The organism is Micromonospora sp. NPDC126480 (assembly GCF_040302465.1).
In the GTDB taxonomy this organism is placed as follows: domain Bacteria; phylum Actinomycetota; class Actinomycetes; order Mycobacteriales; family Micromonosporaceae; genus Micromonospora.
The window spans coordinates 106881-129062 of sequence record NZ_JBEORU010000017.1 but is presented as its reverse complement, the minus strand read 5'-3'; the positions used below and the strand labels follow the sequence as shown (position 1 = coordinate 129062).

The following is a 22182-nucleotide window of genomic DNA, read 5'->3' as shown; positions in this document are numbered from 1 at the left end:
ACGATCACCACCGCCACCGCAGTCCTACCGCACAACCCCACCGACCTGCTCGGCACGATAGGCCACGCCGTCCTGGCCGACCTACTACCCGCACGGCGCCGCCCCCGCGTCAAAGCCCGCTCCCGCAAAAACCCGACCAGCAAACACAGCCCGAACACCGCCCAACATCCCGCAACCACACAGACGTACACCTTCCACGCCGACATCACAATCTTCGAAAAAGGGCTTGCCTCCCGGTCACGGCGCTAAACGCAACGGTGTTGATGCGGTACCGACGTGTCGATCTTCTGCTGCGCGTCGAGATCGCCCGACTCCGGGCGGCCGCCTGCCGGCGAGTCCACGGTCACGATGAACACCTTCGTTTCGAGTCCGTTCGCGGAACTGAGGTTGCGGGACCGAATTCGGTGGCGGCGGTCGCAGCGGCCGTGTCAACCTGCGAACGGCGCACCGCCGCACTCCGGTGGAGGGCGTCGGGCGCAACGACTACGACGAGGAGTGACGATGCGAGCAGATTCCACGCTCCGGACCCTGGACCGTCCTACCGTGGAGTTCTGCCTTGGCGTTGTTGAACCTCGGAATCGTCGCCCATGTTGACGCCGGAAAGACCAGCCTGACCGAACGCCTGCTCTACGAGGCGGGCGCCGTGTCCCAGTTGGGCAGTGTCGACGCCGGCACGACGCGGACCGACTCGATGGAGTTGGAACGCCGACGCGGCATCACCATCCGGGCGGCCGTCACGTCGATCGCGATCGGCGATCTGCGCGTCAACCTGCTGGACACCCCCGGCCACCCGGACTTCATCGCGGAGGTCGAGCGGTCGCTGGCCGTGTTGGACGCCGCCGTGCTCGTGGTGTCGAGCGTGGAGGGGGTCCAGCCGCAGACCGTCGCCATCTGGCGGGCGCTGCGCCGCATCAACGTACCGACGGTGTTCTTCCTCAACAAGGTGGACCGCCGCGGTGCCGACGTCGACCGGGTGCTGGCCCAGGTTCGCCAGCGGCTCGGAGCGCGTCCGGTCATGCTCACCACGGTCGTCGGTCAGGGCGGTTGCGGCGCCCGGGTGCGGGCCGTGGGCCTCGACGCCGAAGCGGTGGTGGAGGCGGTGGCGGAGGTCGATGACGCGGTCGCCGCGCGGTGGTTGGCGGACGAGCCGGTGCGCGTTCGCGACGTCCGGCGTGCGGTCCGGCACGCGGTACGCCGCGCCGAGGTCAGCCCGGTGGCGTGCGGCTCGGCGATCACCGGCGCCGGCGTGCGGCAGCTGTGCCGCCTCCTTGCCGACCTGCTGCCGCGTGGCGAGGAGCGGGACGGGCCGCTGGCGGGCACGGTCTTCGCCGTCGATCGGGACGGGCACGGCCGGCGGGCCTGGCTGCGGCTGTGGTCCGGGCAGCTGCGCGTACGGGATCGGGTTCGCCTCTCCGGAGCCCGCCCGCAGACGGTGACCCAGATCGCCGTCATCGAGCCCGACGGCGTCCTGGTGCGCCCCTCGGTGTCCGCCGGGCAGATCGCCGCGGTGCGCGGCGTGTCGGCCCGGATCGGCCAGCACATCGGGGACCCGCCGCGGCGGCACGGCTACCGGTTCCCGCCGCCGACCAGGCAGGCGGTCGTCGAGCCCGTCGAACCGGACCAGCGCCTGGCGATGTTCGCCGGCCTGGCCGAACTGGCTGACGAGGACCCGTTGGTGGACCTGCGGCTGGACGAGCAGCAGGCGGAGGCGGTGATCCGCCTGCACGGCGAGGTCCAGAAAGAGGTGCTGGCGGCCCTCATGGAGGACCGGTACGGCGTCCGGGTGCGCTTCTCCGGCACGCTGACCGCCTGCATCGAACGGGTCGCCGGCACCGGCGCCGCCGAGGAACGGGCGAAGGAGCGCGGCAACCCGTACCTTGCCGGGCTGGGGCTGCGCATCGCGGCCGCCCCGGTCGGGCACGGTGTCGAGTTCCGCCCCGGTGTGGAGCCAGGTCGGCTCCCGCCGGCATTCGTCGCCGCCACGGAGGAGGGCGTACGGGCCGCGCTCCGGCAGGGCCGGCACGGCTGGCCGGTCACCGACTGTACGGTCACCATGACGGCCTCCCGGTACTGGCCGCGGCAGAGCAGGCCGCACCAGAAGTTCGACAAGTCGATCTCGACCGTGGCGGCGGACTTCCGCAATCTCGCCCCGGTCGTGGTCGCCGCGGCGCTGCGCCAGGCCGGTACCCGGGTGTGCCAACCGATCGAGCGGTTCGACGTCAACCTTCCCCAGCATGCGGTGGAGACGGTGCTGGCGCTGCTCGCCCGGCTCGGAGCGATCGTCCAGAACACCGCCTTCGCCGGCGGGTACCTCGAGGTGAGCGGCACCCTGCCGTCGACGCGGGTCCCGCGGGTCGTCGCTGCGCTTCCCGACCTCACCGGTGGCGAGGCCGTCCTGACCACCACCTTCGACCACTACGCGCCGGTCACCGGCGAGGACCCGCCGACGGTGCCCCGGCGCGGACCCGATCCGGACGACCGGGAGGCGTGGTTCCGTGCCGTACCCCGATAGGCCGCTCGGGACGTCGCGGCATGACGTCGACGCGGTCACGGCGCCGGTTGTGGCGCTGCGGCCGGCCCCCGTTTGGCCCGCTGGATCTGTTGGTAGACGCGGGTCCGCAGTTCGGTGAACCGGGGCAGGGCCCGGGTGGTGAGCTGATCGCGCTCCGGTGGGAGGTCGATGACGAGGTCCTCCTGCACCCGGGTCGGGGAGTTCGACAGGACGAGTACGCGCTGGCCCAGATACACCGACTCATCGATGTCGTGCGTCACGAAGACCGTCGAGATCCCGCGAGCCAGGTGCAGCTCGCGTACGAGGTCCTCGAGGTCCGCGCGGGTCTGGGCGTCCACCGCGGCGAACGGCTCGTCCATGATCAGCACTTCGGGTCGGTACGCGATGGCACGGGCGATCGCCACGCGTTGCTGCATGCCGCCGGAGAGCTGCCACGGATGGCTGCGCGCCGACTGCGGCAGCCCGACCGCCTCGAGGGCGTCGGTGACGATCCGGTCGCGTTCGGCGCGGGAGAGCTTCTTGTGGCGCAGCGGGAGCTCCACGTTGCCCCGGACGGTCAGCCACGGGTAGAGGCTGCGGCCGTACTCCTGAAAGACCACGGCCATGGCCGGGCTCGGGCCGGTCACCGGCGACCCGTCCATCTCGACGAGGCCGCTGGTGGGCCGGAGCAGTCCGGCCAGGCACTTCAGCAGTGTGGTCTTCCCGCATCCGGAGGGCCCGACGATGCACACCAGTTCGCCGGGTTGCATCGTGAAGCTGAGGTCGCCGATCGCCTCGACGTCGCCCGCGGCGGAGGAGTAGACCTTCCGCAGGTGCTCGACCCTCAGCAGGGGGCTCCCGTCAGGCACGAGAAATCTCCTTCATTCCGTGGTACCAGCGCAGGACGCGTCGCTCGACCAGGCCGAAGACCACAGCGAGGAGGACGCCGATGAGGCCGAGCAGGAGGATGCCGCTCCACATCTCGGCGACGAGGTAGTTCCGCTGGAAGTAGGCGATCCGGTAACCGAGGCCGGAGGACGACGCGAACATCTCCGAGATGACCATGAGGATCAGCGCGACCGACAGCGCTTGCCGTACGCCGGTCATGATGCGCGGACTGGCCGCCGGGAGCACGACCGACCACAACCGTTCCCGCCGGGGGATGCGGAACGAGTCCGCGGTTTCCAGCATCACGCTGTCGGTCGCCCGGACGCCTTCGACCGTGTTGAGCAGGATCGGCCAGATGGCGCCGGACACGATGACGACGACCTTCATCGTGTCGGTGATGCCGAGCAGGAGCATCGCGACCGGAATCAGCACCGGCGGTGGAATCGCGCGGAAGAACTCGAGCAGCGGCTCGAGGGTGTCGCGTAGCCGGCGGAGCGAGCCGATGACGACGCCGGCGGCGACGCCGAGGACGATCGAGGCCAGGAGTCCGAGGCCGAGGCGGTACAGGCTCGGCAGGACGTCGTCGACGAAGGCCGGGCCGATCCAGGTGCGCCGGAACGCGTCGAGAATCGTGAGTGGACCGACGAGGAACCGGTTGGTCGACCGGGTGGACCACGCGCTCCAGAGCACCACGATCAGGACGGGCAGCCCGAACCCGAACGAGACGTTCACGGCGATGCGGGTCACCAGGCCGCGCGGGCGGGCGTCTGTCGCGCGAAGGGCGGTCATCGGGCCTCCTCCGAGAGCACCGACTGGTGCCAGGCCAGCGAGCGGCGTTCGACGAAGCGGAACACGACGTTCACCGCGACGCCGAGGAGCCCGGTGACCACGACGAGGCCGTACAGGCCGACGGTGTCCCCGGCGGAGCGGGAGAGCTCGATCGAGCGCCCGAGGCCGGGGTTGCCGATCACCATCTCCGCGGTGACGGCGAGGATGAGCGCCACCGTCGCGGCGAGGCGCAGACCGGTCATCAGGTACGGCAGGGCGGTCGGGAGCACGAGGTACCGCAGGCGTTGGGCGCGGGTGAGGCCGAAACCTCGCGCAGTGTCCCGGGCGACGGTGTCGACGTCGGCGATACCGTAGATCACCTGAACGAACACCTGCCAGAACGCGGCGTAGACGATGATGACGAGTGCGGCGCGCATCTGCAGGCCGAACATCAGCACGGCGAGGGGGATCAGCGCGACCGACGGCACCGGTCGTAGGAACTCCACCGTCGTGTGCGTCGCGCGACGCAGGAACGGCACCATTCCGATCCCCGTTCCCAGCACGACCGCGGCGAGCGTCGCCACGGCCAGGCCGACTGCCCACGACGTCATGGTTAGTCGGACTCGCCGCCAGAACGCCAGGTCGCGGACCTCCTGCACCAGCCACGCGAGCACGTCGGTGACGTACGGCAGGTACTGCGGGTCGACCAGTCCCAGCCGGGGGACCAGTTGCCAGACGGTGAGGAACCCCAGCAGGCCGCCGGCGCCCAGCAGAACCTTGCGCACGGCCGGCTACTGCTGCTGGATGAGCCGGTCGAAGTCGGGTTGCCGGTCGAGCACGCGGTACTTCTGGGCGAGCGTCGCCAGTTGCTCCAGGCCGGCCCGGTCGAGTTCCCACCCGAATGCCGGGAGCCGCAGGGAGTCCGCGACCGCTTCCGGGAGCTTGAGGTTGTCCTTGATGGCCTGGCGCAGGTCCGCGTCGTTGGCGGGGTCCGCGGCCCAGGTGAGTGTCTCCTTCATGGCGGCAGAGAAGTCGGTGACCAGCGCCGGGTCGGACTCCTTCAGCTTGCTCGACGTGATCGTGGTGAGGGTGGCGAGGCCGGGGACCGTGGCCTGGTACGGCTCGACCACGAGGGCGTCGCCGCGCTCACGCAGCTGGGTGATGAACGGCTCGGTCACCCAGGCGGCGTCGATGTTGCCGGCCGCCAGTTGGGCCGGGGCGTCCGGGAAGGCGACCTCGACGAACTGGATCCTGGTGGGGTCGCCGCCGTCCTTCTCGACGGCTGCCATGATCGTGACGTCGCCGGCCGCTCCGAGGCTGTTGACCGAGACCTTGCGTCCCGCGAGCTGGGCCGGCCGGGTGATGCCGGACTTCGCCGAGGCCACCACGGCGTTGATGTCGTCACCGTCGGCGTAGGACGACGCGTAGTTGCCGACGATCACCACACCGAGGTTCTGCAGGTCGGCACGGAACGGGCCGAACGGCTGCCCGATGGCGAAGTCGATGTCGCCGTTGATCAGCGCCGGAATGGCCTGCGCGCCGCCCTGCGCGGGCTGGACCTCCACATCGAGTCCTCGTTTCCGGAAGATGCCCGCTTCGATGCCGCCCCACAGCGCGGCGGTCTCACTGATGGGAAGGGCCGCCACGCGTACCTTCCGCAGGTCGCCGCTCGCCTGGTCGGACGGAGCGGTGGCATCGGAATCCGTACAACCCGTCAGGGCGATGACGACGCCGGCGAGAGCGGCGAGGGCGGTGACCTTCTTCATGGACGAGCCCTTCCGTGCGCGGCGTGGTGCATCGTGGGAAGTGCGGGCCGGCGAGTGAGTGGGCCATCCGACCGCGCCGATCAGCGTCGTGCAGAGGGCATCGATTGTCAAGAATTCTGATATGGCCACTGGCATTGATTCAGGTCGCGTCACCTCATCGTGAAAGTCCTCTGATAACTGTCTTGACGAGCGACGATTTTGTGACCAAACTGTTCGGTTGGTTGTGTGCGCCGGCGGAGGGAGCGACGACTTGGCGATCGTGATCGCGGGAGCCGGGATCGGTGGCCTCACCACCGCGCTCAGCCTGCACCAGGCCGGGTTCCGTGACATCACCGTCTATGACCGCGCTACCGCGCTGCGCCCACTCGGCGTCGGGATCAACCTACTTCCGCACGCCGTCCGTGAGCTTTCTGAACTCGGCCTTCGCGACCGCGTGGAAAGGCTGGGCGTCGCGCCTGGCTCGCTGGCCTATTACAACCGGCACGGTCAGCAGATCTGGCGCGAACCGCGCGGCCTGGACGCGGGATATCGCTGGCCGCAGTTGTCCGTGCACCGCGGCCGGTTCCAGATGGAACTCCTCGCCGCGGTGCGGGAACGGCTGGGGGCCGCTGCGGTACGCACCGGGCACCGGCTCGTCGGCGTGCGGAACGGTGTCGCGCGCTTCGAGACGGCAGCGGGGGAGGTGGGCGTCACGGCCGACCTGGTCGTCGGAGCGGACGGCATCCACTCGGCGCTGCGCCGGCAGCACCAGCCCGGTGAGGGAGCGCCGGTATGGAACGGGCTGACCCTGTGGCGGGGGACGGCACGTGCGCCCGGATTCCTGGACGGGCGAACCATGATCATGGCGGGGGACGCGGAACAGAAGTTCGTCGCGTACCCGATCGGCCCGGATCTGATCAATGTCGTCGCCGAACGGCGCGGTCCCGGCTTCGCCGGGCCGAACGCCGACTGGAACCGGGCGGTCGACCCCGCACCGGTCATCAGGCTCTTCGAGAAGTGGCGCTTCGCGTGGCTCGACGTGCCGGACCTGTTGCGCGCCGCCGACGAGATCCTCGAATATCCCATGGTGGACCGCGACCCGATCGACAGCTGGACGCACGCGAACACGACCCTGCTCGGGGACGCGGCGCACCCCATGTACCCGAACGGCTCCAACGGGGCGTCGCAGGCGATCCTGGACGCCCGTACGCTCGCCTTCCACCTCGCCACCGCGTCGACGGTTCGGCAGGCGCTCGACGCCTATGAGGCGGACCGGCGGCCGGCGACCACCGCGCTCGTGTTGAGCAATCGGCGGCAGGGCCCGGAACAGGTGATGGTGCTCGCCCACGAGCGCGCGCCGGACGGGTTCGCGCACATCCACGACGTCATCCCGCCGGAGGAGCTCACCGAGATCGCCACCGGCTACAAGAAGGCGGCCGGCTTTCTGCCCTCGGCTCTCAACGAACGGGCTTCGCTGACGCCGACGGTCTTCACGGGCATCCTGCCGTGACCCGCCCGGAAGCGACGGACCTGGACGCCGCCCGACTGGCGTCGGTGATCTCGCCGCTGCGCCGCACGCTGCTCGCCGCCGCCCGGGCCGCCGAGCACCTGCCGGAGATCCCGGACGCGCAGATCGAGATCGTCCGGGCGCTGCCCCGCGGAACCGTGTCCACCCCCGGCGAGCTCGCCGCACGACTGCGGCTCAGCCGCTCGACGGTCAGCAACCTCCTCACCGCCATGGAGGGCAACGGTCTCGTCGAGCGCCGCCCCCGTCCCGGCAACCTGCGCCACGTGGACGTCCTCGCCACCGCGAAGGCCCTCGACCTGTTCGACCGCTTCGACCTCGCGAGCGGAAACCTGGTCGCCCGCGCCGCGGCCACCCTGTCGGAGGAGGACCGGTCCGCCCTCGCCGCCGCGGTGCCCGCGCTGGAACGCCTGCGCGACGCCCTCACGCAAGCCAAGGACGTTCCATGAGTACGCCGTCACGGCCGCCGTCGCACCGCGCCGACCGGGGCATCTGCCACGCCGACCTTCGCCCCCGCTGCGTCGACCTGCCGGTCGGGACCCCGTGAGTGCGCCGGCGGTTCCCGGTCTGGAGGCCGCCTTCGACGTGGCGGCCCGGCTCGGCACGCTGGAGGACCATGGGGTGACCCGCGCCGGTCACCGCCGCGTCGTGCCCGTCGTCGGCGGCCAGGTCACCGGCCTCTTCGAGGCTGACATCCTCCCGGGCGGCGCCGACCGGCAGCTGGTCCGCCCCGACGGCGCGGTCGAGATCGACGCGCGCTATTCGGCGCGCACCGCCGACGGCGGCCACGTCGACATCCGTACGGTCGGCGTCCGCAGTGGCCGCCCGGAGATCCTGGCCGCGTTGCTACGCGGCGACGCGGTGGACGTCTCCGAGTACTACTTCCGCCTGTGCGTCCGACTGGAGACCTCGGTGCCCGCGCTGGCGGTCCTGGAGCAGTGCGTCTTCGTGGCGTCCGCGATCCGCGAGGGCGACCGGGTGCGCTACACCGCTTACCGGGTCACCTAGCCGCAGGGCGATGGAGGCGGCCGACATCGCCACCCGACGGCGCCCCGGCGCACCTGCCCGGGCCCGGCGCCAGCTGGCGCCGGGCCCGGGCAGTGCCGCGCTCAGGGGCTGGTGCAGGTGATGTCGCTGGCCGGAGTGGCGCCGTCGCCGGTGGCGGTGAACCCGAAGGTGGTCGAGGCGTTCACGCCCACGGTGCCGTTGTAGGGGGCGTTTCGCACCGTGATGGTGCCCGTGGTGCCGGTGTTGGTGCCGTTCCAGAGGCTGCTGATGGCCTGGCCGCTGGCCAGGGTCAGCCGTACGGTCCAGCCGTTGATCGTGGTGGCGGTGTTGTTGGCCACGGTGACCTCGGCCTGGAAGCCGCCGGGCCAGCTGTTGACCGTGCGGTAGGTGGCGACGCAGCTGGTCGACGGAGGTGGCGTGGTGGGCGGCGTGGTCGTGGGGGGCGTGGTGGTGGGCGGCGTGGTTGTCGGGGGCGTGGTGGTGGGCGGCGTGGAGGAGAACTGGGTGAAGAACCTCCAGATCTCTCCCGAGGTCCAGGTCCTGGAGTCGTTGGGGCTGGACGATCCGTCGACCGGGCTGGGGGTGTGGTCGCCGTCGAACGCGGCCCACTGCACGGGGTAGCCGGTGCGGCAGCCGGAGTAGGTGGTGGTGATGTGGGTCAGGCTGCCTCGGTTCGGCTCGGGCGGGTTCTGCGCGGTGCAGCCGTTGTTCCTGACGAACGTGTCGCGCAGCGATCGGCCCTGGGAGATGTTCAGCACGCTGTCGTAGGTGCCGTGGATGCCGAAGTACGCCACGGGCTGGGTACCGCCGTTGCATCCGCTGAGGTTGGCGCCGGCCAGGACCGCGACCGCCCGCACGGCGGTGGGCCGGGCGCAGGCCACGGCATAGCTCATGGCCCCGCCGTAGCTGAATCCGAGCACGAAGCGCTGGGTCGTGTCGACGCAGAGGTCGTTCTCGATCTGCCGGGAGATGTCGTCGAAGAGGGTCACGTCCCGACCGTTGGTGTTGGCCCAGCCGGCGTTGAGACCCTGGGGCGCCACGAAGATCGCGCTGTTGTTCGCCAGTGGCGCAAGCCCGTAGTAGCCGGCTGAGGCGACGTTGCTGGCCGAGCCGTTGAGCCAGTGGAACCCGACGATCAGCCGGTAGGGGCGGTTTCTGTCGTACCCGTCCGGGATCCGCAGGATGTAGCTGCGGCTCTGTCCGCCGCTTTGAATCGTGCGCGTACCGCTGGTGAGCGTGGGGGCCTTGCCGCAGCCTGCGGTCGTGGCGAGGGTGCCGTTCGTCGCGGCCACCGCCGCGTCGCCGAAGCCCATGCTCCGCGCGCCAACGGCGGTCACCGCGAGGAGAACCGCGGCGGCCGAGATGGATGAGAGAAGGCGTCTCCGTTTCATCGCTGCTTGACTCCTTGCCGTTGGTCATCGTGTGCCGGTGGTGTGGTGCGAGACCGACCCCGGTGACTACCGACCGCCCTCCGCCGACCGGCGGTCGGCGGGTAATGGCGGCGTTCTCCGGCGTCGCCTGGTGGGTACGGCGCAGCCCGTTCCACTCCGACCGGCATGCTCCTGTGGTCCGGGCCCGGCGTACCCGCGGGTGCGGCCGCCTGTCGGCGCCGGGATCGTCCGCGGCGGCACGGAGGCGGGGCAGGTGGCCGCACCGGGTCGGCCGGCCACCGCTCGTGGTCGGCCTGGCACCCGCGCAGCGCCCGGACTGGTCACCCTCCGGCGAGGCGGTGGGGTCTGCCCCTCGGCGCGCCTCGCCCGTTTGATCGAGGTGATCGCGAGCGTGCCCTTCGCCCGCGCGCCGAAGATAGCATGTTATCGATAACAAGTTCAATCGGTCAGCTGCTCACCACGTATCTGAGCAGACGGCGACGAGGAGTTGCCGACGACCGGTTCTCCTGCCGAAGAGGGTCTGTGTGAACGTACCCAGATGATCATCGTCTGATAAGGACGGCCGACGGGCATCCGCGTCGCCATCGTGCGCCGCCGCCACCTGCTCGGCCTCGGCGACGCCAACCGGCACCCGCCGGCACGAAGCGGGGTAGCCTCGGGCTGGTGCGAGTCATCGCGTTCCTGGCCCCCGCCATCGTCGTCGTGGCCGCCGTCCTGCTTGTCGCGGCGGCCGTGACGGCCGGTGCGCGACGCCGACGCCGTGCGTCCCAGATGTCCGCCCGGTGGGCGGTGCGCCACTACGCGATCCCGGGGCGGGGGCACACGGTCGTCGGGGTCACCCTGACCGACGCGGACGGCCGGGTGCACGGCGAGCACGTGGTCGCGCGGATCCCGGATGACGCTCAGGACTGGCAGCGCGACTTCATCGCGGCCCGTCAGGAGGCCGAAGAGCGCGCGTTCCACCTCAACAGCGACCGTCCGCCGATAGCGGGCTGAGGCCGCCCTGCGGGGGTGCCGAGCTCGCCGTCCGTGCTGGTCAGGTGGCCTTTTCGCCTGCTGCGGGTGGCCCGCAGGCTGCGGGGAGGGTCAACGGGCCGTGGGTCACACCCGGCTCCATCGCTGGTTGGCATTGCCGTGGCAGGACCAGAGGATGACCGCTGTGCCGTTCGCGGTACCGCCGTTGTAGACGTCCAGGCACAGCGACGGGAAGCGGACGTTGCTCACCGTGTCGTTGCCGTTGAACGTCCACTGCTGGTTGGTGCCGCCGTTGCAGTCCCAGATCTGCACCCGGGTGCCGTTGGTCGCGTTCAGCGGGACGTCCAGGCACTTGCCGAGGATGCGCAGCGTCTGGCCGCTCTGGGTGATCTGCTGGTTGGCGTTGCCGTGGCAGTCCCAGATCAGGGTGCCGGTGCCGTTGGCGGTGTTGGAGTTGTCCAGATCCAGGCACCGCCCGGCCGACTCGCTGCGCAGCCGGAACGTGCTCGGGACCGGCGGGTCGGTGGTCACGCCCCCGCTGACCCGGTAAACCGCCGTGCCGTGGGCCGGAACGCTCGCGGAGATGGCCCCGGTGGTCGTGGCGGTGCCGTTGGTCCACGCGTCGCGCAGGGTGAACGAGGTTCCGCTCTTGCCGATCGCCGCCGCCGTGGTGGAGATCGTCGTCGTGGAGCTGCCCTGGTTGAACAGCGCGACCGCGACGTCGCCGTCGGCCAACCGTTTGGCCAGAACCCGTCGGGTACCGTCGTGGGACACCTGAACCGCCTGCCGGCCGAGGCTGTCCTGGTTGATCGCGATCAGGTTCTGGTTGCGCAGGATGCTGAGCGTCGCCGTGCTGGCCGAGCGCAGGTCGTTGCCCATCATGAGCGGCGCGGCCATCATCGCCCACAGGGCGAAGTGGCTGCGCATCTCGGTGTCGGTCATGCCGCCGTTGCCGACCTCCAGCATGTCCGGGTCGTTGAACCCGCCCGGCGCGGCGTACCCGGCCAGCGGCACGTTGACGTCGACGATGTTCTTGATGCCCATCGGGTAACCGTTGGTCTGCCCCGTGTCCCACGCGTTGGTGATGTCCTCGGTGGTACGCCAGAGGTTCGCCACGTCGCTCCAGTTGCGCTGCGGCCCGGTCTTCTCGTGGATGCTGTTCGGGTTGATGCTGTAGACGATCGGCCGGCCGGTCGCGGCCAGCGCGTCGCGCATGATGCCGAACCTCGCGACCTGGTCGTTGATGGTCCCGGTGGGCGAACACCAGTCGTACTTGAGGTAATCGACACCCCAGGCGGCGAACTGCCGCGCGTCCTGGTACTCGTGGCCGAGGCTGCCGGTGGAGCCGGGGAAGGCGTCGAAGTACTGGGCGCAGGTCTGGTCCAGCGGCGCCTGGTAGATACCGAACAGCAGGCCGCGGGAGTGCAGGTAGTCGCCGAGGGCCTTCATGCCGCTGGGGAACCGCTGCGGGTGCGCTTGGAGGTTGCCCTGCGCGTCCCGGTTCGGATTGAACCAGCAGTCGTCCACGACGACGTACCGGTAGCCGAGGTCCCGCAGCCCGTGGCTGACGATCGCGTCGGCCATCTGCCGGATCAGGGTCTCGTTGATGTCACAGCCGAACGTGTTCCAGGTGTTCCAACCCATCGGCGGGGTGCGCGCGACGCCGTTGTCCAGTGCCTGAGCGGGCCGGGGCGATACCGCTGTCCCGGCGACGGTCGTCGCGAGCGTCACCGCGAGGACGCCCAGCGCGGCGGTCAGCCATCTTCTCGGTGTGCGCACCTGCTCCTCCAAGTCGGAGTGATCGGCGTCGACGCTGCGATTCGGCGCCGCCGTCGGGCGTCGGGTCTGGTTCGGAGTCCGGTGGTCGTCGCGCAGGGTGCCGCCCAGTGCCCGCGGCCCGGAGCGACTGCGGCGGGGCCGCGCGTCGTCGCGCGACTCCCGGATTCGACGAGACGTCGATGGCTGGATGTTATCGATGACATCCAAGGATGTAAATAACGGGTTGGTCGACGGGCGGCAGTTCCGTTCCTTCCCTCGCCCCGGACGCGGCGCGCTATCAAGCCTTTCCCAGCTCACCGACTTGATGTCAAGTGATTGCCCGAGCCGGGGGTCAGGCGGCAGCGGGCATGAGTGCGGGGCGACTAATGCATCGATGTTGTCGCTAACAAGGCCAGGCCGGAGTCCGCGCGTGACGCTCCGGATCCCGCGCCGGCGTGCGGCGCGAGATCCCGCACGCGCCGCCTGCCGCCGTTGACCAGTGGTCAACCGATCCCGCGCCGTCGCCGGGGCCGACCGCTGTTGGCGACGAACGGCGCCGCCTGGCGGTAGAGGCCCTGTTCGGCTACGTCGGCGATGAACGCGGCCAGATCGGCCCGGCTGATGCTGGTCTGGCTGGTGGACTCGTTCGCGTGGTGCTCGACCCGACCGGTCGGCGGAGTGTCCAGGAGGCGGGGCGGGCGGACCAGAGTCCAGTCCAGGCCGCTGCGCCGCCACACGGCCAGTTCGGCGGGCTTGTCCTTGACGACTGCTCCGCCGAGCCGGTTGATCAGCCAGCTGATCGTCCGGTCGCGGCGTGACTTGCGATCCCCGGGAGCATCGACCCCGGCACCGCTGATGCCGACGAAGCGACGGATGCCATCGGTTCGCATGACCTCGGTCAGTGCCTCGGCGGTGCGGGTGTGCAGGTCGGCCTCCTTGGTGGTCGGCCCGAGCGCGGAGATGATCACGTCGTTGCCGGCGACGAGCTGTCGTAGAGCGTCGTGGTCCCGCACGTCCCCGCGCACGACCCGGACCGCGGGGCTGTTCGCGGCGGTGCCGAGTTTGCCGGGTTCCCGGGCCAGGGCGGTGACGTGATGGTCGCGCTGGAGCAGGACGTCCAGCAGCAGCCGGCCGGTGCGTCCGGTCGCGCCGATGAGGGCGATGTTCATGACGGGCTCCTGGATGTCCAGTGGTGGCGTTCGCGGCGTGCGAACGCGGCGAAGTCGACGGGGTCGCGGCCGAGCACGGTCCGGATGTCCGTGGTGAGGCCGGCGGCCAGGCCCAGTCGGGCCGTGGTGTAGATCGCGGCGGTGACCGCGACCTGGGGCCACGGCATCGCCAGGCGGCGGTGTGCGTGCCGGGAATAGCGCAGCAGGCCCGGACGGGTGTAGCGGACGGTTCGGCCGAGTTCGGCCGAGAGGATGTCGGCGACCTCGGTGTAGGTGAGAGCCTGAGGTCCGGTGACGGTCCACGTCCTGCCGGCGTGCTCGGCAGGGTGGAGCAGGGCGGTCGCGGCCACCGCAGCGACGTCGTCGGCGTCGACGAAGGCCGTGGCGCCGTCCCCGGCCGGGACGACGATTGAGTCGCGGTCGCGGATGTCGGGGGCGTGGACGCCCGACAGGTTCTGGCAGAAGAACGAGGGCCGGACGAACGTGTAGTCCACGCCGGAACCGATCAGCCACCTCTCGACCGTGCCGTGCGGCACCACACGGATGCGGTCGGCGCCCTGCAGCGACAGGAACACCACGTGCCGAACGCCGGCCCGACGCGCGGCGTCGACCGCGGGCAGTAGGTCACGGCGCACGTTGCCGATGGCGGGAGGCCGCATCAGGAACATGGCTGTCACCCCGGCGAAGGCCGTGGCCCAGGTGGCGGGGTCGGTGAAGTTGAACCGGACCGTCCCGGCGCTGTCGGGCCCCGGCTGCACCGAGGCCGCGACGGCTTCGGCGCCGGCCTGCCGGAGGTTACGCAGCACCACGGAACCGACCGTGCCGGTGGCTCCGGTTACCAGGATCCGTTCCATCGCGCCTCCCCGGCTTCTTCGATATGTGTATCATACACATATGGATTCCGACTTCGACCACGACCCCGATCTCATGGCCATCGACGAGGCTCTGCTCCGGCTGCGCCGGTTCCTGCAGACCCCGGCGACCGTCGTGGACGGCGGTCGGAGTGTGGAGCTGTCCACCCTGTTGGTGGTGGGGGCCGTCGCCGCAGCACCGGATGGTGCGGCGTCCGTCGGGCAGGTCGCCGCCGTGCTGGAGGTGGCACCCTCCACCGCCAGCCGCCTGGTCGGTCGAGCGGAGGCGAACGGCATGGTCGTGCGGACGTCCGGCTGGGACGACGCCCGGCAGAGCGTGTTGCGCCTCACCCCGGACGGCGTGGCGCTGCACCGGCGGGCGCAGGCGTTTCGCCACGGCCGGTTGAGCTCGGCCGTGGCGGCGTTCACCCCGGCTGAGAAGCGCCGGTTCGCCCAGCTGTTGAGCAGGTTCGCCGACGGAGCGACCCGTTCGGACACCCCGGAGCCGCCGGCGCAGTCCTGACCGGAAGCGTCAAGGCCCTCGTACCCGGGCGGGCTCTCCCGCCGCGAACCCTCCCCGCCTAGACCGGGCTGTCCGGCGCGTACTCCACCCGGAAGGCGGGGTACCGCTCCGCGATGGCCGCGAACTCGGCGAGGGACGCGTGCCGGTCGACGGGGAGATGCGGCCGTGCTCCGGGGACCTTCTGCAGGTATCGCTTGAGGATCGGCGCGCGCTCGTCGACCGGGACCTCGACCAGGCGGCACGCGCGAGCGCGTCCGTGCCGGATGACGGCTCGGCCGTCCGCCGCCTGCACGTTGCGCACCCAGTTGCAGGTGCTCCCCAGCATCGGCACCAGGTACCACTCGCCATGCCAGTCGGCCATGCCCAGGGGGAAGCGGGTGCGTCGTCCGGTGCGACGTCCGGCGACCTCGAGAGTCACCCAGCGCCGGGGGAGCAGGCCGGCGCCCTGCACGACCGCCCACATCCGTGCGAAGCGGCGAGCGGTGCCGTTGGCGCGCCCTCCCGCGTACATGCGGCGAAGGTCGTCGTCCGACAAGGGCCAGCTTCCCATCGCGTCCTCCAGCGGGCTCACCGTACTCATGGTCGGCATGCGGTACCTGTTTGATCTCATGGTTGCCGGCATCGACGGCGGTAAGCAGGGTCGAAGGTCCCTCCGGGACGGGGCCGTCGGGTCGTCGTCTGGATCTGTCCGCGTCGGTTCCGCTCCGACAGACGCTCGGGCCCGGCGGAGGTCGCGCCGGGCCCGAGCCGTTGTCGAGCCGGTGTCACCCGGCTCGGACGAGTTGCCATTGCTGGTTGGCGCCGTTCCAGTCGGCGTACTGCACGATGTTGGCGCCGTCGGCGGTGGCGGCACCCTGTACCTCGACGGCCTTGCCGCTGTGTCGGCTGATCAGCCGGATGTGGCCGCTGTCGGAGTCGGCGATGCGGAACTGCTGGTTGGCCCCGTTGTGGTCGCTCCACTGGATGATGGCGGCGCCGTCGGCGGTGGACCAGTTGTAGACGTCGAGGACCTTGCCGGAGTGCCGGGACTTCAGCCGGTAGTAGCCGCCGCCGGAGTCGACGAACTGCCACTGCTGGTTGGCGCCGTTGTGCCGGGTCCACTGGATGATCTGCGCGCCGTCGGTGGCGGCCGAGCCGTACAGGTCCAGTGCCTTACCGCTGTTGCGGTTCACCAGCACGTACCAGGCGCTGGTGTCGATCGGCCCCGGGTTGCTCGGTCCGCCGGCGTTGAGGGCGTCCAGCGTGGCGGTGTACGCGGCCTTCTTGTTTCCGCCGGCGTCGAAGAGCAGGGGGTTGTCGCTCCGCCAGGAGTCGCTGTCCCGGACGCCCCAGACGGTGATTCCGGTGCAGCGGGCGACGGCCAGGCAGGCCCGGGTGACGGTGGCGTAGATGTTTGCCTGGTTGGACCCTTGGGCGACGTCGAGTTCGGTGATCTGAACGTCGATCCCGAGGTCGGCGAAGCGCTGAAGGTTGGCCTGGTAGTCGCCGGGCAGGGTGGTGCCCAGGTGGGACTGGAAGCCGACGCAGTCGATGGGTACGCCGCGGGCCTTGAAGTCGCGGACCATGTTGTAGACGGCCGTGGACTTCGCGTTGACGCCGTCGGTGTTGTAGTCGTTGTAGCAGAGCTTGGCGCCGGGGTCGGCGGTGCGGGCGGCGCGGAAGGCGGCTTCGATCCAGTCGTTGCCGGTGCGCTGGAGGTTGGAGTCGCGGCGGGCGCCGCTGCCCCCGTCGGCGAAGGCCTCGTTCACCACGTCCCAGGAGTGGATCCTGCCGCGGTAGTAGCCGGCCACCCGGGTGACGTGGTTGATCGCGGCATTGCGCAACGCACTGCCGGACAGATTCTGCGCCCACCCGGGTTGCTGGGCGTGCCACAGCAGCGTGTGGCCGCGTACCGACATGCCGCGGGACTGGGCGTGGTTGACGATCCGGTCAGCGTTGCCGAAGGTGAAGTTGCCCTGCTGGGGCTCGGTGGCGTCCCACTTCATCTCGTTCTCGGCGACGACCGAGTTGAACTCGCGGTTGAGGATCGTGACGTACTGGCTGTCGGAGAGGCGGTGTGCCGCGACCGCCGCGCCGAAGTAGCGGCCCTTCTCCGCGGCCGAGGTCCCGAGGGTCGTCCCGGCGGTGGCGGGGCTGCTCGGGGCGAGCAGGGCGGTGACGAGGGCTGCGACGGAGAGCAGCGCGAGCAGCGCGCGCCTCGGTCGGGACCGGCGGTGCCGGTGTGGTCGAACCGGTGGTGTCACGGTGGCTCCCGATTGAGGTCGTGGGAAACGGCGGACAGGGCGTTGTTAACGCTCCACCAAGGTAGACCCTTCGGCGTCGGGACGTGAGCCGACGAGCTTGAGAGCGCTAACATCGATAACTGTCACCGTGCCAGATCGCGTCGTCCTCATCAAGAGCTTCCCGCTGCCGGGTCCCCGCGGCGTGTGGGGGTGCGCCCACCTCCACCCGACGAGCCCTGCGCTCGCGAGGGATCCGGCACGACATGCCGAAACACGCGGACCGGGTCGCCCGCCGCGCCGCCAGGGGCGGCAACGGCGGACGACCATCGGCCTTCGACAGGGCGACCTACACGAAGCGCGACGTCGTGGAGCGCTGATTCATCAGGCCGGAGCAGTGGCGTGACCTGGCCACTCGCTAGTCGGCGTCACAAGGCCCGGGGGAGTTCCACTGCTGGTTGAACTGATCGATGTACCGGTTGGTGACCCACCCGTCGATGATTCGCAGCATCGCGTCGTTGGCGCGGTCGTTGGAGTTCTCGCTGAGGTTGTACGAGCCGACGAACACCGCCTTGCGCCACTGTCCCGCATACTTCGCGTCAATGAGGACCAGCTTGTTGTGGTTGTAGCCGTCGCAACGAGCGGGCAACGCGTACCTCGACACGAGGTAGGTCTGGCTGGACTTCTGGACCATGACCTTGACGTCACACCCGATGGCGCGTAGCCGCGCAAGTTCGCTGAAGACGTTCTGGGTGAACGGGGATTCGTCGACGTTGCTCGCCTGCACCCAGACCCGGTCGTTTCCGCTGGCGCACTCGGTGACGTTGGCCAGGATGCCGGGCAGCGGCTGCTTGGTGGGCTGGGGGAAGAAGTACGCCCGAGAATTGCCGTTGCTGCCGTAGTGGTTCTTGGCGTCGTCGTCGCTCCAGCTCACTCCTTCCCAGGTCCAGCTCCGGGCGTACAGCCGGCGCCAGTAGTTGACGTAGGCGGAGAACAGGGCGGTGTCGTCGCGGACGATCAACATGTTCTGTGCGTGCTGCGCCTGGTTGAGGTCCAGGTTCGTCGAGGTCTGCAGCACCAGCTTGGTGTCGCCCTTCTTGATCGCGAGGAACTTGTTGTGCATGGCTCCCCGGTAGGGCGACATGCACGCGTTGTCGCATTGGACCAGGTCGATGCCGGCGTTGCGGAACGTGTTGACGATGGACTGTTCTACGTGTTCCGTGCCCATCACGATGCGGACACTGACGCCTTTCTGGTCGGCGCGGACCAGCGCGTCGGCGACCTCCCGGCCGTACCCGCTCTCCTTCCAGGCGTACATCGCGACCCGGATGTAGTCGCCGCTCTGCGCCGCGTTGGCCGTCGCGTTGATCTTCGCGATCATCTTCCGGGCGAGCAACGTGTCCTCGGCGCCACCGAAGATGGAACAGACCTCGTAGTTCCCTTGCTCATTGCATGCGCCGGCCGCGGCTGCGGGCGTGGGCGGTACCCAGACTGTCGTCAGCAGGACGGCCGCCAGACTGAATAGCGCCAGGAGCGACCACGACCTCGTGGGCGGGACGTTTTTCATCATCGAGGCATCCTCGCAATATCGATCAATACCAGCAATCCCGCCTGTATGTAACGTGCCATATCGGACGCTCAGGTGACACAGATGCCTTGGCCGCGGTCGAGCCGGCCGGGTCCGGTCGACCGGCGCGCCGGTGCTCAGCTGCCCTGGGAGCCGCGGCGGGCGTACTCGGCGCGGAACTTCTCAACCCGCCGGCGGCGTCGAGCAGGCGCTGCCTACCGGTCCAGAACGGGTGGCTGGCCGAGGAGATCTGCACGTCGATGACGGGGTAGGTGTTGCCGTCGGTCCATTCGATGCGCTGGTTTCCTTCGGTGTCGGTGTCGGTCAGCTCCGCCACCTCAAAGGGGGAAGCAACCGGCGAACGGGTCGTGGTAGGTGCGCCAGGTCTCCTCGCCGTCGGCGAGTTCGGCGTCGGTGAGCAGGCAACCGGCGAGGGTGCGCTGCAGGTCGACGGGGTTGATGTCGAGCCCGATGAAGACCAGGTGCTGGTGCCGGTCGCCGTAGTAGGGGTCCCAGTCGAGGGCGGCGGCGAGGCGGCGCTGGTCCTCGACCTGGTCCCAGCGGTCCTCGGGCAGGCTGACCAGCCAGTGCCCGAGAGGGCCCATGGCCAGGCCGCCGCCACGGCCGCCCGCGCGGGGTGCTGACCCGGTTCGGATTGTCCCGGGTGCGGTTCCGCGAGCTGGCCCTGCGGGGCGAGCTGCCCGGGGTGCGCAAGGCGTCGTGGTGACGGCACCGCATGGACAACCGCGCGCAGGTGCGTGGTGCGAGCGGGGGGAGTGCGACGCTGAGGGCTCGCCGTCTCGCCCTCGGGCGATCGCCTAGCCGTAGGGGTTGGCCGGCTGTTTGACCTGCCGCCAGGACTCGACGTCGAGGTAGGGGATCTCCTCGTCGTTGACCGGGTCGCGGCCGACTCGTTCGCTGTATCGGCCGGTGACTTCGACCCAGGTGTCGTTGTCCAGGCCGTCCGGGACATTGCCGGTCATGCCGACCTTGACCGGGCGGCCGTCCGCGGCGCAGCAGGACATGATCATGCGGGCGAGAATGGGCTCACCGGCGGGGCCGGGCGCGATGAAGCCGGTGAGCAGGACGCGTCGGCCGCCGAGCGACTGGCCCTTGTCGAACAGGGCGCGGGAGGCGTAGTCGAGGACCGAGGTCTTCGCCGGATCCCCGGCCGGCAGCGGGGGGTAGTCGTAGTCCTGGTCGGCGGTGAGCGCCGTTCCGGCCTGGCCGGCGGCGTACGAGCCGAGCGCGGGCGGGGCGACCAGCAGAAGCCCGAGGACGGGCAACAGGAGCAGCCAGGCGACGCGCGGTCCGTGATGGTCATGATGGTCATGATCGTCGTGTCCGGGTGCGGTGTCCGTGGACGGACCCTGCGCGCCGCTGTCGGTGGCGGGTGCGGCGGCAGCCGGTCGCAGCTCGTACCAGAGGGTCATCACGCCGGTCACGATCAGCAGCAGACTGGCGGCGATCAGGAAGGGGCGCAGTCCTTCCTTGACGTAGCGCAGGTACAGGTCGGTGAGGCTCGCCCGCAGGACCGCCCCGCCGAAGAGGATCATGATGCAGGCCTGGGCTTGGCGGTTCACAGCAGCACCGCCCCGGTAGCGACGGCGACCGTGACCGCCACCGCGAACGTGGCGGGGGCGAAGCGGGCGGCGAAACGGCGACCGAAGACTCCGGCCTGCATGCTGATCAGCTTGAGGTCGACCATGGGACCCACCACGAGGAAGACGAGCCGGGAGGTGAGGGAGAACTGCGACAGTGATGCGGCGACGAACGCGTCCGCCTCCGAACAGATGGACAGCAGGACGGCCAGCGCCGCCAGCGCCAACACGGAGAGCACCGGCTGGTCGGCGAGGGTCTGCAACCAGCGCTCCGGTACCAGGACGTTGATGCTGGCGGCGGCCATCGCCCCGACGACGAGGAACCCGCCGGCGTGCACCACGTCGTGTCGTACCGCCGCCCAGAACGCCTCGCCCCGTCGCAGGCCGTCGAGGTCGGGCCGGTGCGGCAGCCGGATCCAGTCTGCGCGTCCGAGGCGGAGCCACAACCAGCCCATGACCACGGCGACGACCAGGCTCGCGACGGCGCGGGCGGGAACCATCTCGGGGTTGTTGGGAAAGGCGACCGCCGTGGCGACGAGCACGATCGGGTTGATCGCCGGTGCGGCGAGCAGGAACGCCAGGGCCGCCGCCGGGGTGACGCCGCGGCGGATCAGAGACCCGGCGATCGGCACGGCGCCGCACTCGCACCCGGGCAGGACAACCCCGGCGGCGCTGGCCACCGGCACGGCGAGGGCCGGGTGCTTCGGCAGGGCGCGGGCCCAGAAGGACCGGGGTACGAAGACCGCGATCGCGGCCGACAGCAGCACGCCGAACACCAGGAACGGGACCGCCTGCACCATCACCGAGACGAAGACCGTCGTCCACGTCGCCAGGGACGGCGCGGACAACAGGCCGGCGAGCGGGTCCCGCAGGACGATCACGAGGATGAGCAGTGCGGCGAGGACCTCCACGGAACCGACCCGGTCGGCGATCACTGCCCGGAAGCCGGTACCTCTGAGCTGCGGCTCGTCGTCGCTGGATGGAGGTTCACCCGGTGGCACTTCAGCTGAGGGGGCGATGCGCTCGGGTGCGGTCACACCGACTCCGTTCCGGTCTGTTCGGCGCCAGCGATCGGCAGCGGGCCACACGCCGATGCCGCTGGTGCGGATGAGTGTATCGAGGAGCCCCGTTCGTCGGGATACCTCCCGGCGCACCGGCCGCTGGTGCGAGGCCGTCGTCGGGGCGCGGTGACGGAAACACGAGCAGTGCCATTGACGTGACAGACGGTGCGTGGTGCGCTCATGACGCGATGCTAACGACAACCGTGATCGTTATCGTGTGTAAGGAGGAGCATGTCTCTCACCGTGCCACCGAGCCTGTTGGAGGCCGCCGAATCGGGCCCCGTCGACGACGAGGCGTTCGTGGCCTGCGTCCGTGACTCACTGCCGTACGCCTGGCAGGTTGTCAGTCGGATCGCGGCGGACCTGGATTCGTCCGACGGCGCGTTCGCCGACAACGTCGTCCCACCGCCGGGTGAGGCCGAGCGGGGCCAACTCCTGCGTGCTCTGGCCAGCGACGCCATCCGGTCCGGCCTGGAGCGGCACTTCGGCGTCAAACTTGCCTTCCAGAACTGCCACCGCGTCGCGGCGTTCCGGCTCTCCGCCGTCGACTCCGACACCTACCGCCGCTTCGTCTCCGCCCGTGGCCAACTGCTCAACCAGTCTCCCGAGCTGCGTGACTGCTGATCCGGTCGACCCCCGGCG

The 22182-nt window shown here is 70.2% G+C and carries 22 protein-coding genes and 3 pseudogenes; 10 read left to right on the top strand and 15 right to left on the bottom strand.

Annotated features, from left to right (window positions below; translation table 11 throughout):
- Positions 1-249, top strand: a 249-nt coding sequence (locus tag ABTW87_RS17825; RefSeq protein ID WP_502891601.1) for a hypothetical protein, incomplete at its 5' end; no start/stop codon positions are given.
- A gap of 307 nt (positions 250-556) precedes the next feature.
- Positions 557-2512, top strand: a complete 1956-nt coding sequence (locus tag ABTW87_RS17820; protein ID WP_350651914.1) for a GTP-binding protein — start codon at positions 557-559, stop codon at positions 2510-2512.
- 35 nt (positions 2513-2547) lie between these two features.
- Here the strand turns inward: ABTW87_RS17820 and ABTW87_RS17815 are convergent, their stop codons facing one another.
- Genes ABTW87_RS17815 through ABTW87_RS17800 form a run of 4 tightly spaced genes read right to left on the bottom strand, consistent with a single transcriptional unit; the run spans position 2548 to position 5913 of the window.
- A complete protein-coding gene (locus ABTW87_RS17815; protein WP_350651913.1) occupies positions 2548-3360 on the bottom strand; it encodes an ABC transporter ATP-binding protein in 813 nt (270 codons plus the stop codon).
- Entirely contained in the window at positions 3353-4168 is an 816-nt protein-coding gene (locus tag ABTW87_RS17810) for an ABC transporter permease (RefSeq protein WP_350651912.1), read from the bottom strand. Before ABTW87_RS17810 ends, ABTW87_RS17815 begins: the two co-directional genes overlap by 8 nt.
- The gene (locus ABTW87_RS17805) at positions 4165-4932 is read right to left on the bottom strand and encodes an ABC transporter permease (protein WP_350651911.1); all 768 of its coding nucleotides are present in this window, start codon (positions 4930-4932) and stop codon (positions 4165-4167) included. Before ABTW87_RS17805 ends, ABTW87_RS17810 begins: the two co-directional genes overlap by 4 nt.
- Positions 4933-4938: 6 nt before the next feature.
- The gene (locus tag ABTW87_RS17800) at positions 4939-5913 is read right to left on the bottom strand and encodes an ABC transporter substrate-binding protein (RefSeq protein WP_350651910.1); all 975 of its coding nucleotides are present in this window, start codon (positions 5911-5913) and stop codon (positions 4939-4941) included.
- A 259-nt stretch (positions 5914-6172) separates the two neighbouring features.
- On the opposite strand from ABTW87_RS17800, the gene ABTW87_RS17795 reads away from it, so the two are divergent.
- From ABTW87_RS17795 to ABTW87_RS17785, 3 genes are all read left to right on the top strand, one after another.
- On the top strand, positions 6173-7402 hold the full coding sequence (locus ABTW87_RS17795) for a flavin-dependent oxidoreductase (protein ID WP_350651920.1): 1230 nt from the start codon (positions 6173-6175) through the stop codon (positions 7400-7402).
- A complete protein-coding gene (locus ABTW87_RS17790; protein ID WP_350651909.1) occupies positions 7399-7866 on the top strand; it encodes a MarR family winged helix-turn-helix transcriptional regulator in 468 nt (155 codons plus the stop codon). Before ABTW87_RS17795 ends, ABTW87_RS17790 begins: the two co-directional genes overlap by 4 nt.
- Positions 7867-7960: 94 nt before the next feature.
- Positions 7961-8425, top strand: coding sequence for a DUF3237 domain-containing protein (locus ABTW87_RS17785; RefSeq protein ID WP_350651908.1), 465 nt, complete (start codon positions 7961-7963; stop codon positions 8423-8425).
- A 101-nt stretch (positions 8426-8526) separates the two neighbouring features.
- Here the strand turns inward: ABTW87_RS17785 and ABTW87_RS17780 are convergent, their stop codons facing one another.
- Positions 8527-9816, bottom strand: coding sequence for a CE1 family esterase (locus tag ABTW87_RS17780; RefSeq protein ID WP_350651907.1), 1290 nt, complete (start codon positions 9814-9816; stop codon positions 8527-8529).
- 663 nt (positions 9817-10479) lie between these two features.
- Here ABTW87_RS17780 and ABTW87_RS17775 point away from each other — a divergent pair.
- Positions 10480-10812, top strand: a complete 333-nt coding sequence (locus ABTW87_RS17775; RefSeq protein ID WP_350651906.1) for a hypothetical protein — start codon at positions 10480-10482, stop codon at positions 10810-10812.
- 105 nt (positions 10813-10917) lie between these two features.
- Here the strand turns inward: ABTW87_RS17775 and ABTW87_RS17770 are convergent, their stop codons facing one another.
- The 3 genes from ABTW87_RS17770 to ABTW87_RS17760 all read right to left on the bottom strand — a co-directional run bounded on the left by ABTW87_RS17770 (position 10918) and on the right by ABTW87_RS17760 (position 14572).
- The gene (locus tag ABTW87_RS17770) at positions 10918-12435 is read right to left on the bottom strand and encodes a glycoside hydrolase family 27 protein (protein ID WP_350651919.1); all 1518 of its coding nucleotides are present in this window, start codon (positions 12433-12435) and stop codon (positions 10918-10920) included.
- A gap of 617 nt (positions 12436-13052) precedes the next feature.
- Positions 13053-13718, bottom strand: a complete 666-nt coding sequence (locus ABTW87_RS17765; RefSeq protein WP_350651905.1) for an NAD(P)-dependent oxidoreductase — start codon at positions 13716-13718, stop codon at positions 13053-13055.
- A complete protein-coding gene (locus ABTW87_RS17760) occupies positions 13715-14572 on the bottom strand; it encodes an NmrA family NAD(P)-binding protein (RefSeq protein WP_350651904.1) in 858 nt (285 codons plus the stop codon). The genes ABTW87_RS17765 and ABTW87_RS17760 overlap by 4 nt, the downstream gene beginning before the upstream one ends.
- A gap of 40 nt (positions 14573-14612) precedes the next feature.
- On the opposite strand from ABTW87_RS17760, the gene ABTW87_RS17755 reads away from it, so the two are divergent.
- Positions 14613-15092 (top strand): MarR family winged helix-turn-helix transcriptional regulator, encoded by a 480-nt coding sequence (locus tag ABTW87_RS17755; RefSeq protein WP_350651903.1) that lies wholly within the window; start codon positions 14613-14615, stop codon positions 15090-15092.
- A gap of 58 nt (positions 15093-15150) precedes the next feature.
- On the opposite strand, the gene ABTW87_RS17750 is transcribed toward ABTW87_RS17755, so the two are convergent.
- Together ABTW87_RS17750 and ABTW87_RS17745 are read right to left on the bottom strand one after the other, a co-directional pair.
- Entirely contained in the window at positions 15151-15672 is a 522-nt protein-coding gene (locus tag ABTW87_RS17750) for a nitroreductase/quinone reductase family protein (protein ID WP_350651902.1), read from the bottom strand.
- Between the two features lie 184 nt (positions 15673-15856).
- Positions 15857-17335, bottom strand: coding sequence for an endo-1,4-beta-xylanase (locus ABTW87_RS17745; protein WP_350651901.1), 1479 nt, complete (start codon positions 17333-17335; stop codon positions 15857-15859).
- A 185-nt stretch (positions 17336-17520) separates the two neighbouring features.
- On the opposite strand from ABTW87_RS17745, the pseudogene ABTW87_RS17740 reads away from it, so the two are divergent.
- A pseudogene (locus ABTW87_RS17740) lies at positions 17521-17688 on the top strand (IS5/IS1182 family transposase); the annotation flags it as partial.
- A 41-nt stretch (positions 17689-17729) separates the two neighbouring features.
- Here ABTW87_RS17740 and ABTW87_RS17735 read toward each other — a convergent pair.
- The 3 genes and pseudogenes from ABTW87_RS17735 to ABTW87_RS17725 all read right to left on the bottom strand — a co-directional run bounded on the left by ABTW87_RS17735 (position 17730) and on the right by ABTW87_RS17725 (position 19483).
- Positions 17730-18881, bottom strand: coding sequence for a phospholipase D-like domain-containing protein (locus tag ABTW87_RS17735; RefSeq protein WP_350651900.1), 1152 nt, complete (start codon positions 18879-18881; stop codon positions 17730-17732).
- Positions 18882-19015: 134 nt separating this feature from the next.
- Positions 19016-19215: pseudogene (gene rpmE / locus ABTW87_RS17730) on the bottom strand (50S ribosomal protein L31).
- Between the two features lies 1 nt (position 19216).
- Positions 19217-19483 (bottom strand): CobW C-terminal domain-containing protein, encoded by a 267-nt coding sequence (locus ABTW87_RS17725; protein WP_502891602.1) that lies wholly within the window; start codon positions 19481-19483, stop codon positions 19217-19219.
- Between the two features lie 17 nt (positions 19484-19500).
- Here ABTW87_RS17725 and ABTW87_RS17720 point away from each other — a divergent pair.
- Positions 19501-19605, top strand: a pseudogene (locus ABTW87_RS17720) (30S ribosomal protein S14); the annotation flags it as partial.
- Between the two features lie 91 nt (positions 19606-19696).
- Here the strand turns inward: ABTW87_RS17720 and ABTW87_RS17715 are convergent.
- Complete coding sequence (locus ABTW87_RS17715) at positions 19697-20461, bottom strand: TIGR03943 family putative permease subunit (protein WP_350651899.1); 765 nt, start codon at positions 20459-20461, stop codon at positions 19697-19699.
- Positions 20458-21516 carry a permease gene (locus ABTW87_RS17710; RefSeq protein WP_350651898.1) on the bottom strand — a complete coding sequence of 353 codons (1059 nt, stop codon included), beginning with the start codon at positions 21514-21516 and terminating at the stop codon, positions 20458-20460. Before ABTW87_RS17710 ends, ABTW87_RS17715 begins: the two co-directional genes overlap by 4 nt.
- 255 nt (positions 21517-21771) lie before the next feature.
- Between ABTW87_RS17710 and ABTW87_RS17705 the strand changes: the two genes are divergently transcribed.
- Positions 21772-22164 carry an SCO5389 family protein gene (locus tag ABTW87_RS17705; protein WP_350651897.1) on the top strand — a complete coding sequence of 131 codons (393 nt, stop codon included), beginning with the start codon at positions 21772-21774 and terminating at the stop codon, positions 22162-22164.
- Positions 22165-22182: the final 18 nt, after the last annotated feature.

Excerpts from the sequence above, each read along its gene's own strand:
- ABTW87_RS17770 (WP_350651919.1), bottom strand. The coding sequence starts at position 12,435 with ATGGGTTGGAACACCTGGAACACGTTCGGCTGTGACATCAACGAGACC.
- ABTW87_RS17800 (WP_350651910.1), bottom strand. The coding sequence starts at position 5,913 with ATGAAGAAGGTCACCGCCCTCGCCGCTCTCGCCGGCGTCGTCATCGCC.
- ABTW87_RS17735 (WP_350651900.1), bottom strand. The coding sequence starts at position 18,881 with ATGATGAAAAACGTCCCGCCCACGAGGTCGTGGTCGCTCCTGGCGCTA.
- ABTW87_RS17780 (WP_350651907.1), bottom strand. The coding sequence starts at position 9,816 with ATGAAACGGAGACGCCTTCTCTCATCCATCTCGGCCGCCGCGGTTCTC.
- ABTW87_RS17750 (WP_350651902.1), bottom strand. The coding sequence starts at position 15,672 with ATGAGTACGGTGAGCCCGCTGGAGGACGCGATGGGAAGCTGGCCCTTG.
- ABTW87_RS17765 (WP_350651905.1), bottom strand. The coding sequence starts at position 13,718 with ATGAACATCGCCCTCATCGGCGCGACCGGACGCACCGGCCGGCTGCTG.
- ABTW87_RS17760 (WP_350651904.1), bottom strand. The coding sequence starts at position 14,572 with ATGGAACGGATCCTGGTAACCGGAGCCACCGGCACGGTCGGTTCCGTG.
- ABTW87_RS17755 (WP_350651903.1), top strand. The coding sequence starts at position 14,613 with ATGGATTCCGACTTCGACCACGACCCCGATCTCATGGCCATCGACGAG.
- ABTW87_RS17725 (WP_502891602.1), bottom strand. The coding sequence starts at position 19,483 with ATGGGCCCTCTCGGGCACTGGCTGGTCAGCCTGCCCGAGGACCGCTGG.
- ABTW87_RS17705 (WP_350651897.1), top strand. The coding sequence starts at position 21,772 with ATGTCTCTCACCGTGCCACCGAGCCTGTTGGAGGCCGCCGAATCGGGC.
- ABTW87_RS17810 (WP_350651912.1), bottom strand. The coding sequence starts at position 4,168 with ATGACCGCCCTTCGCGCGACAGACGCCCGCCCGCGCGGCCTGGTGACC.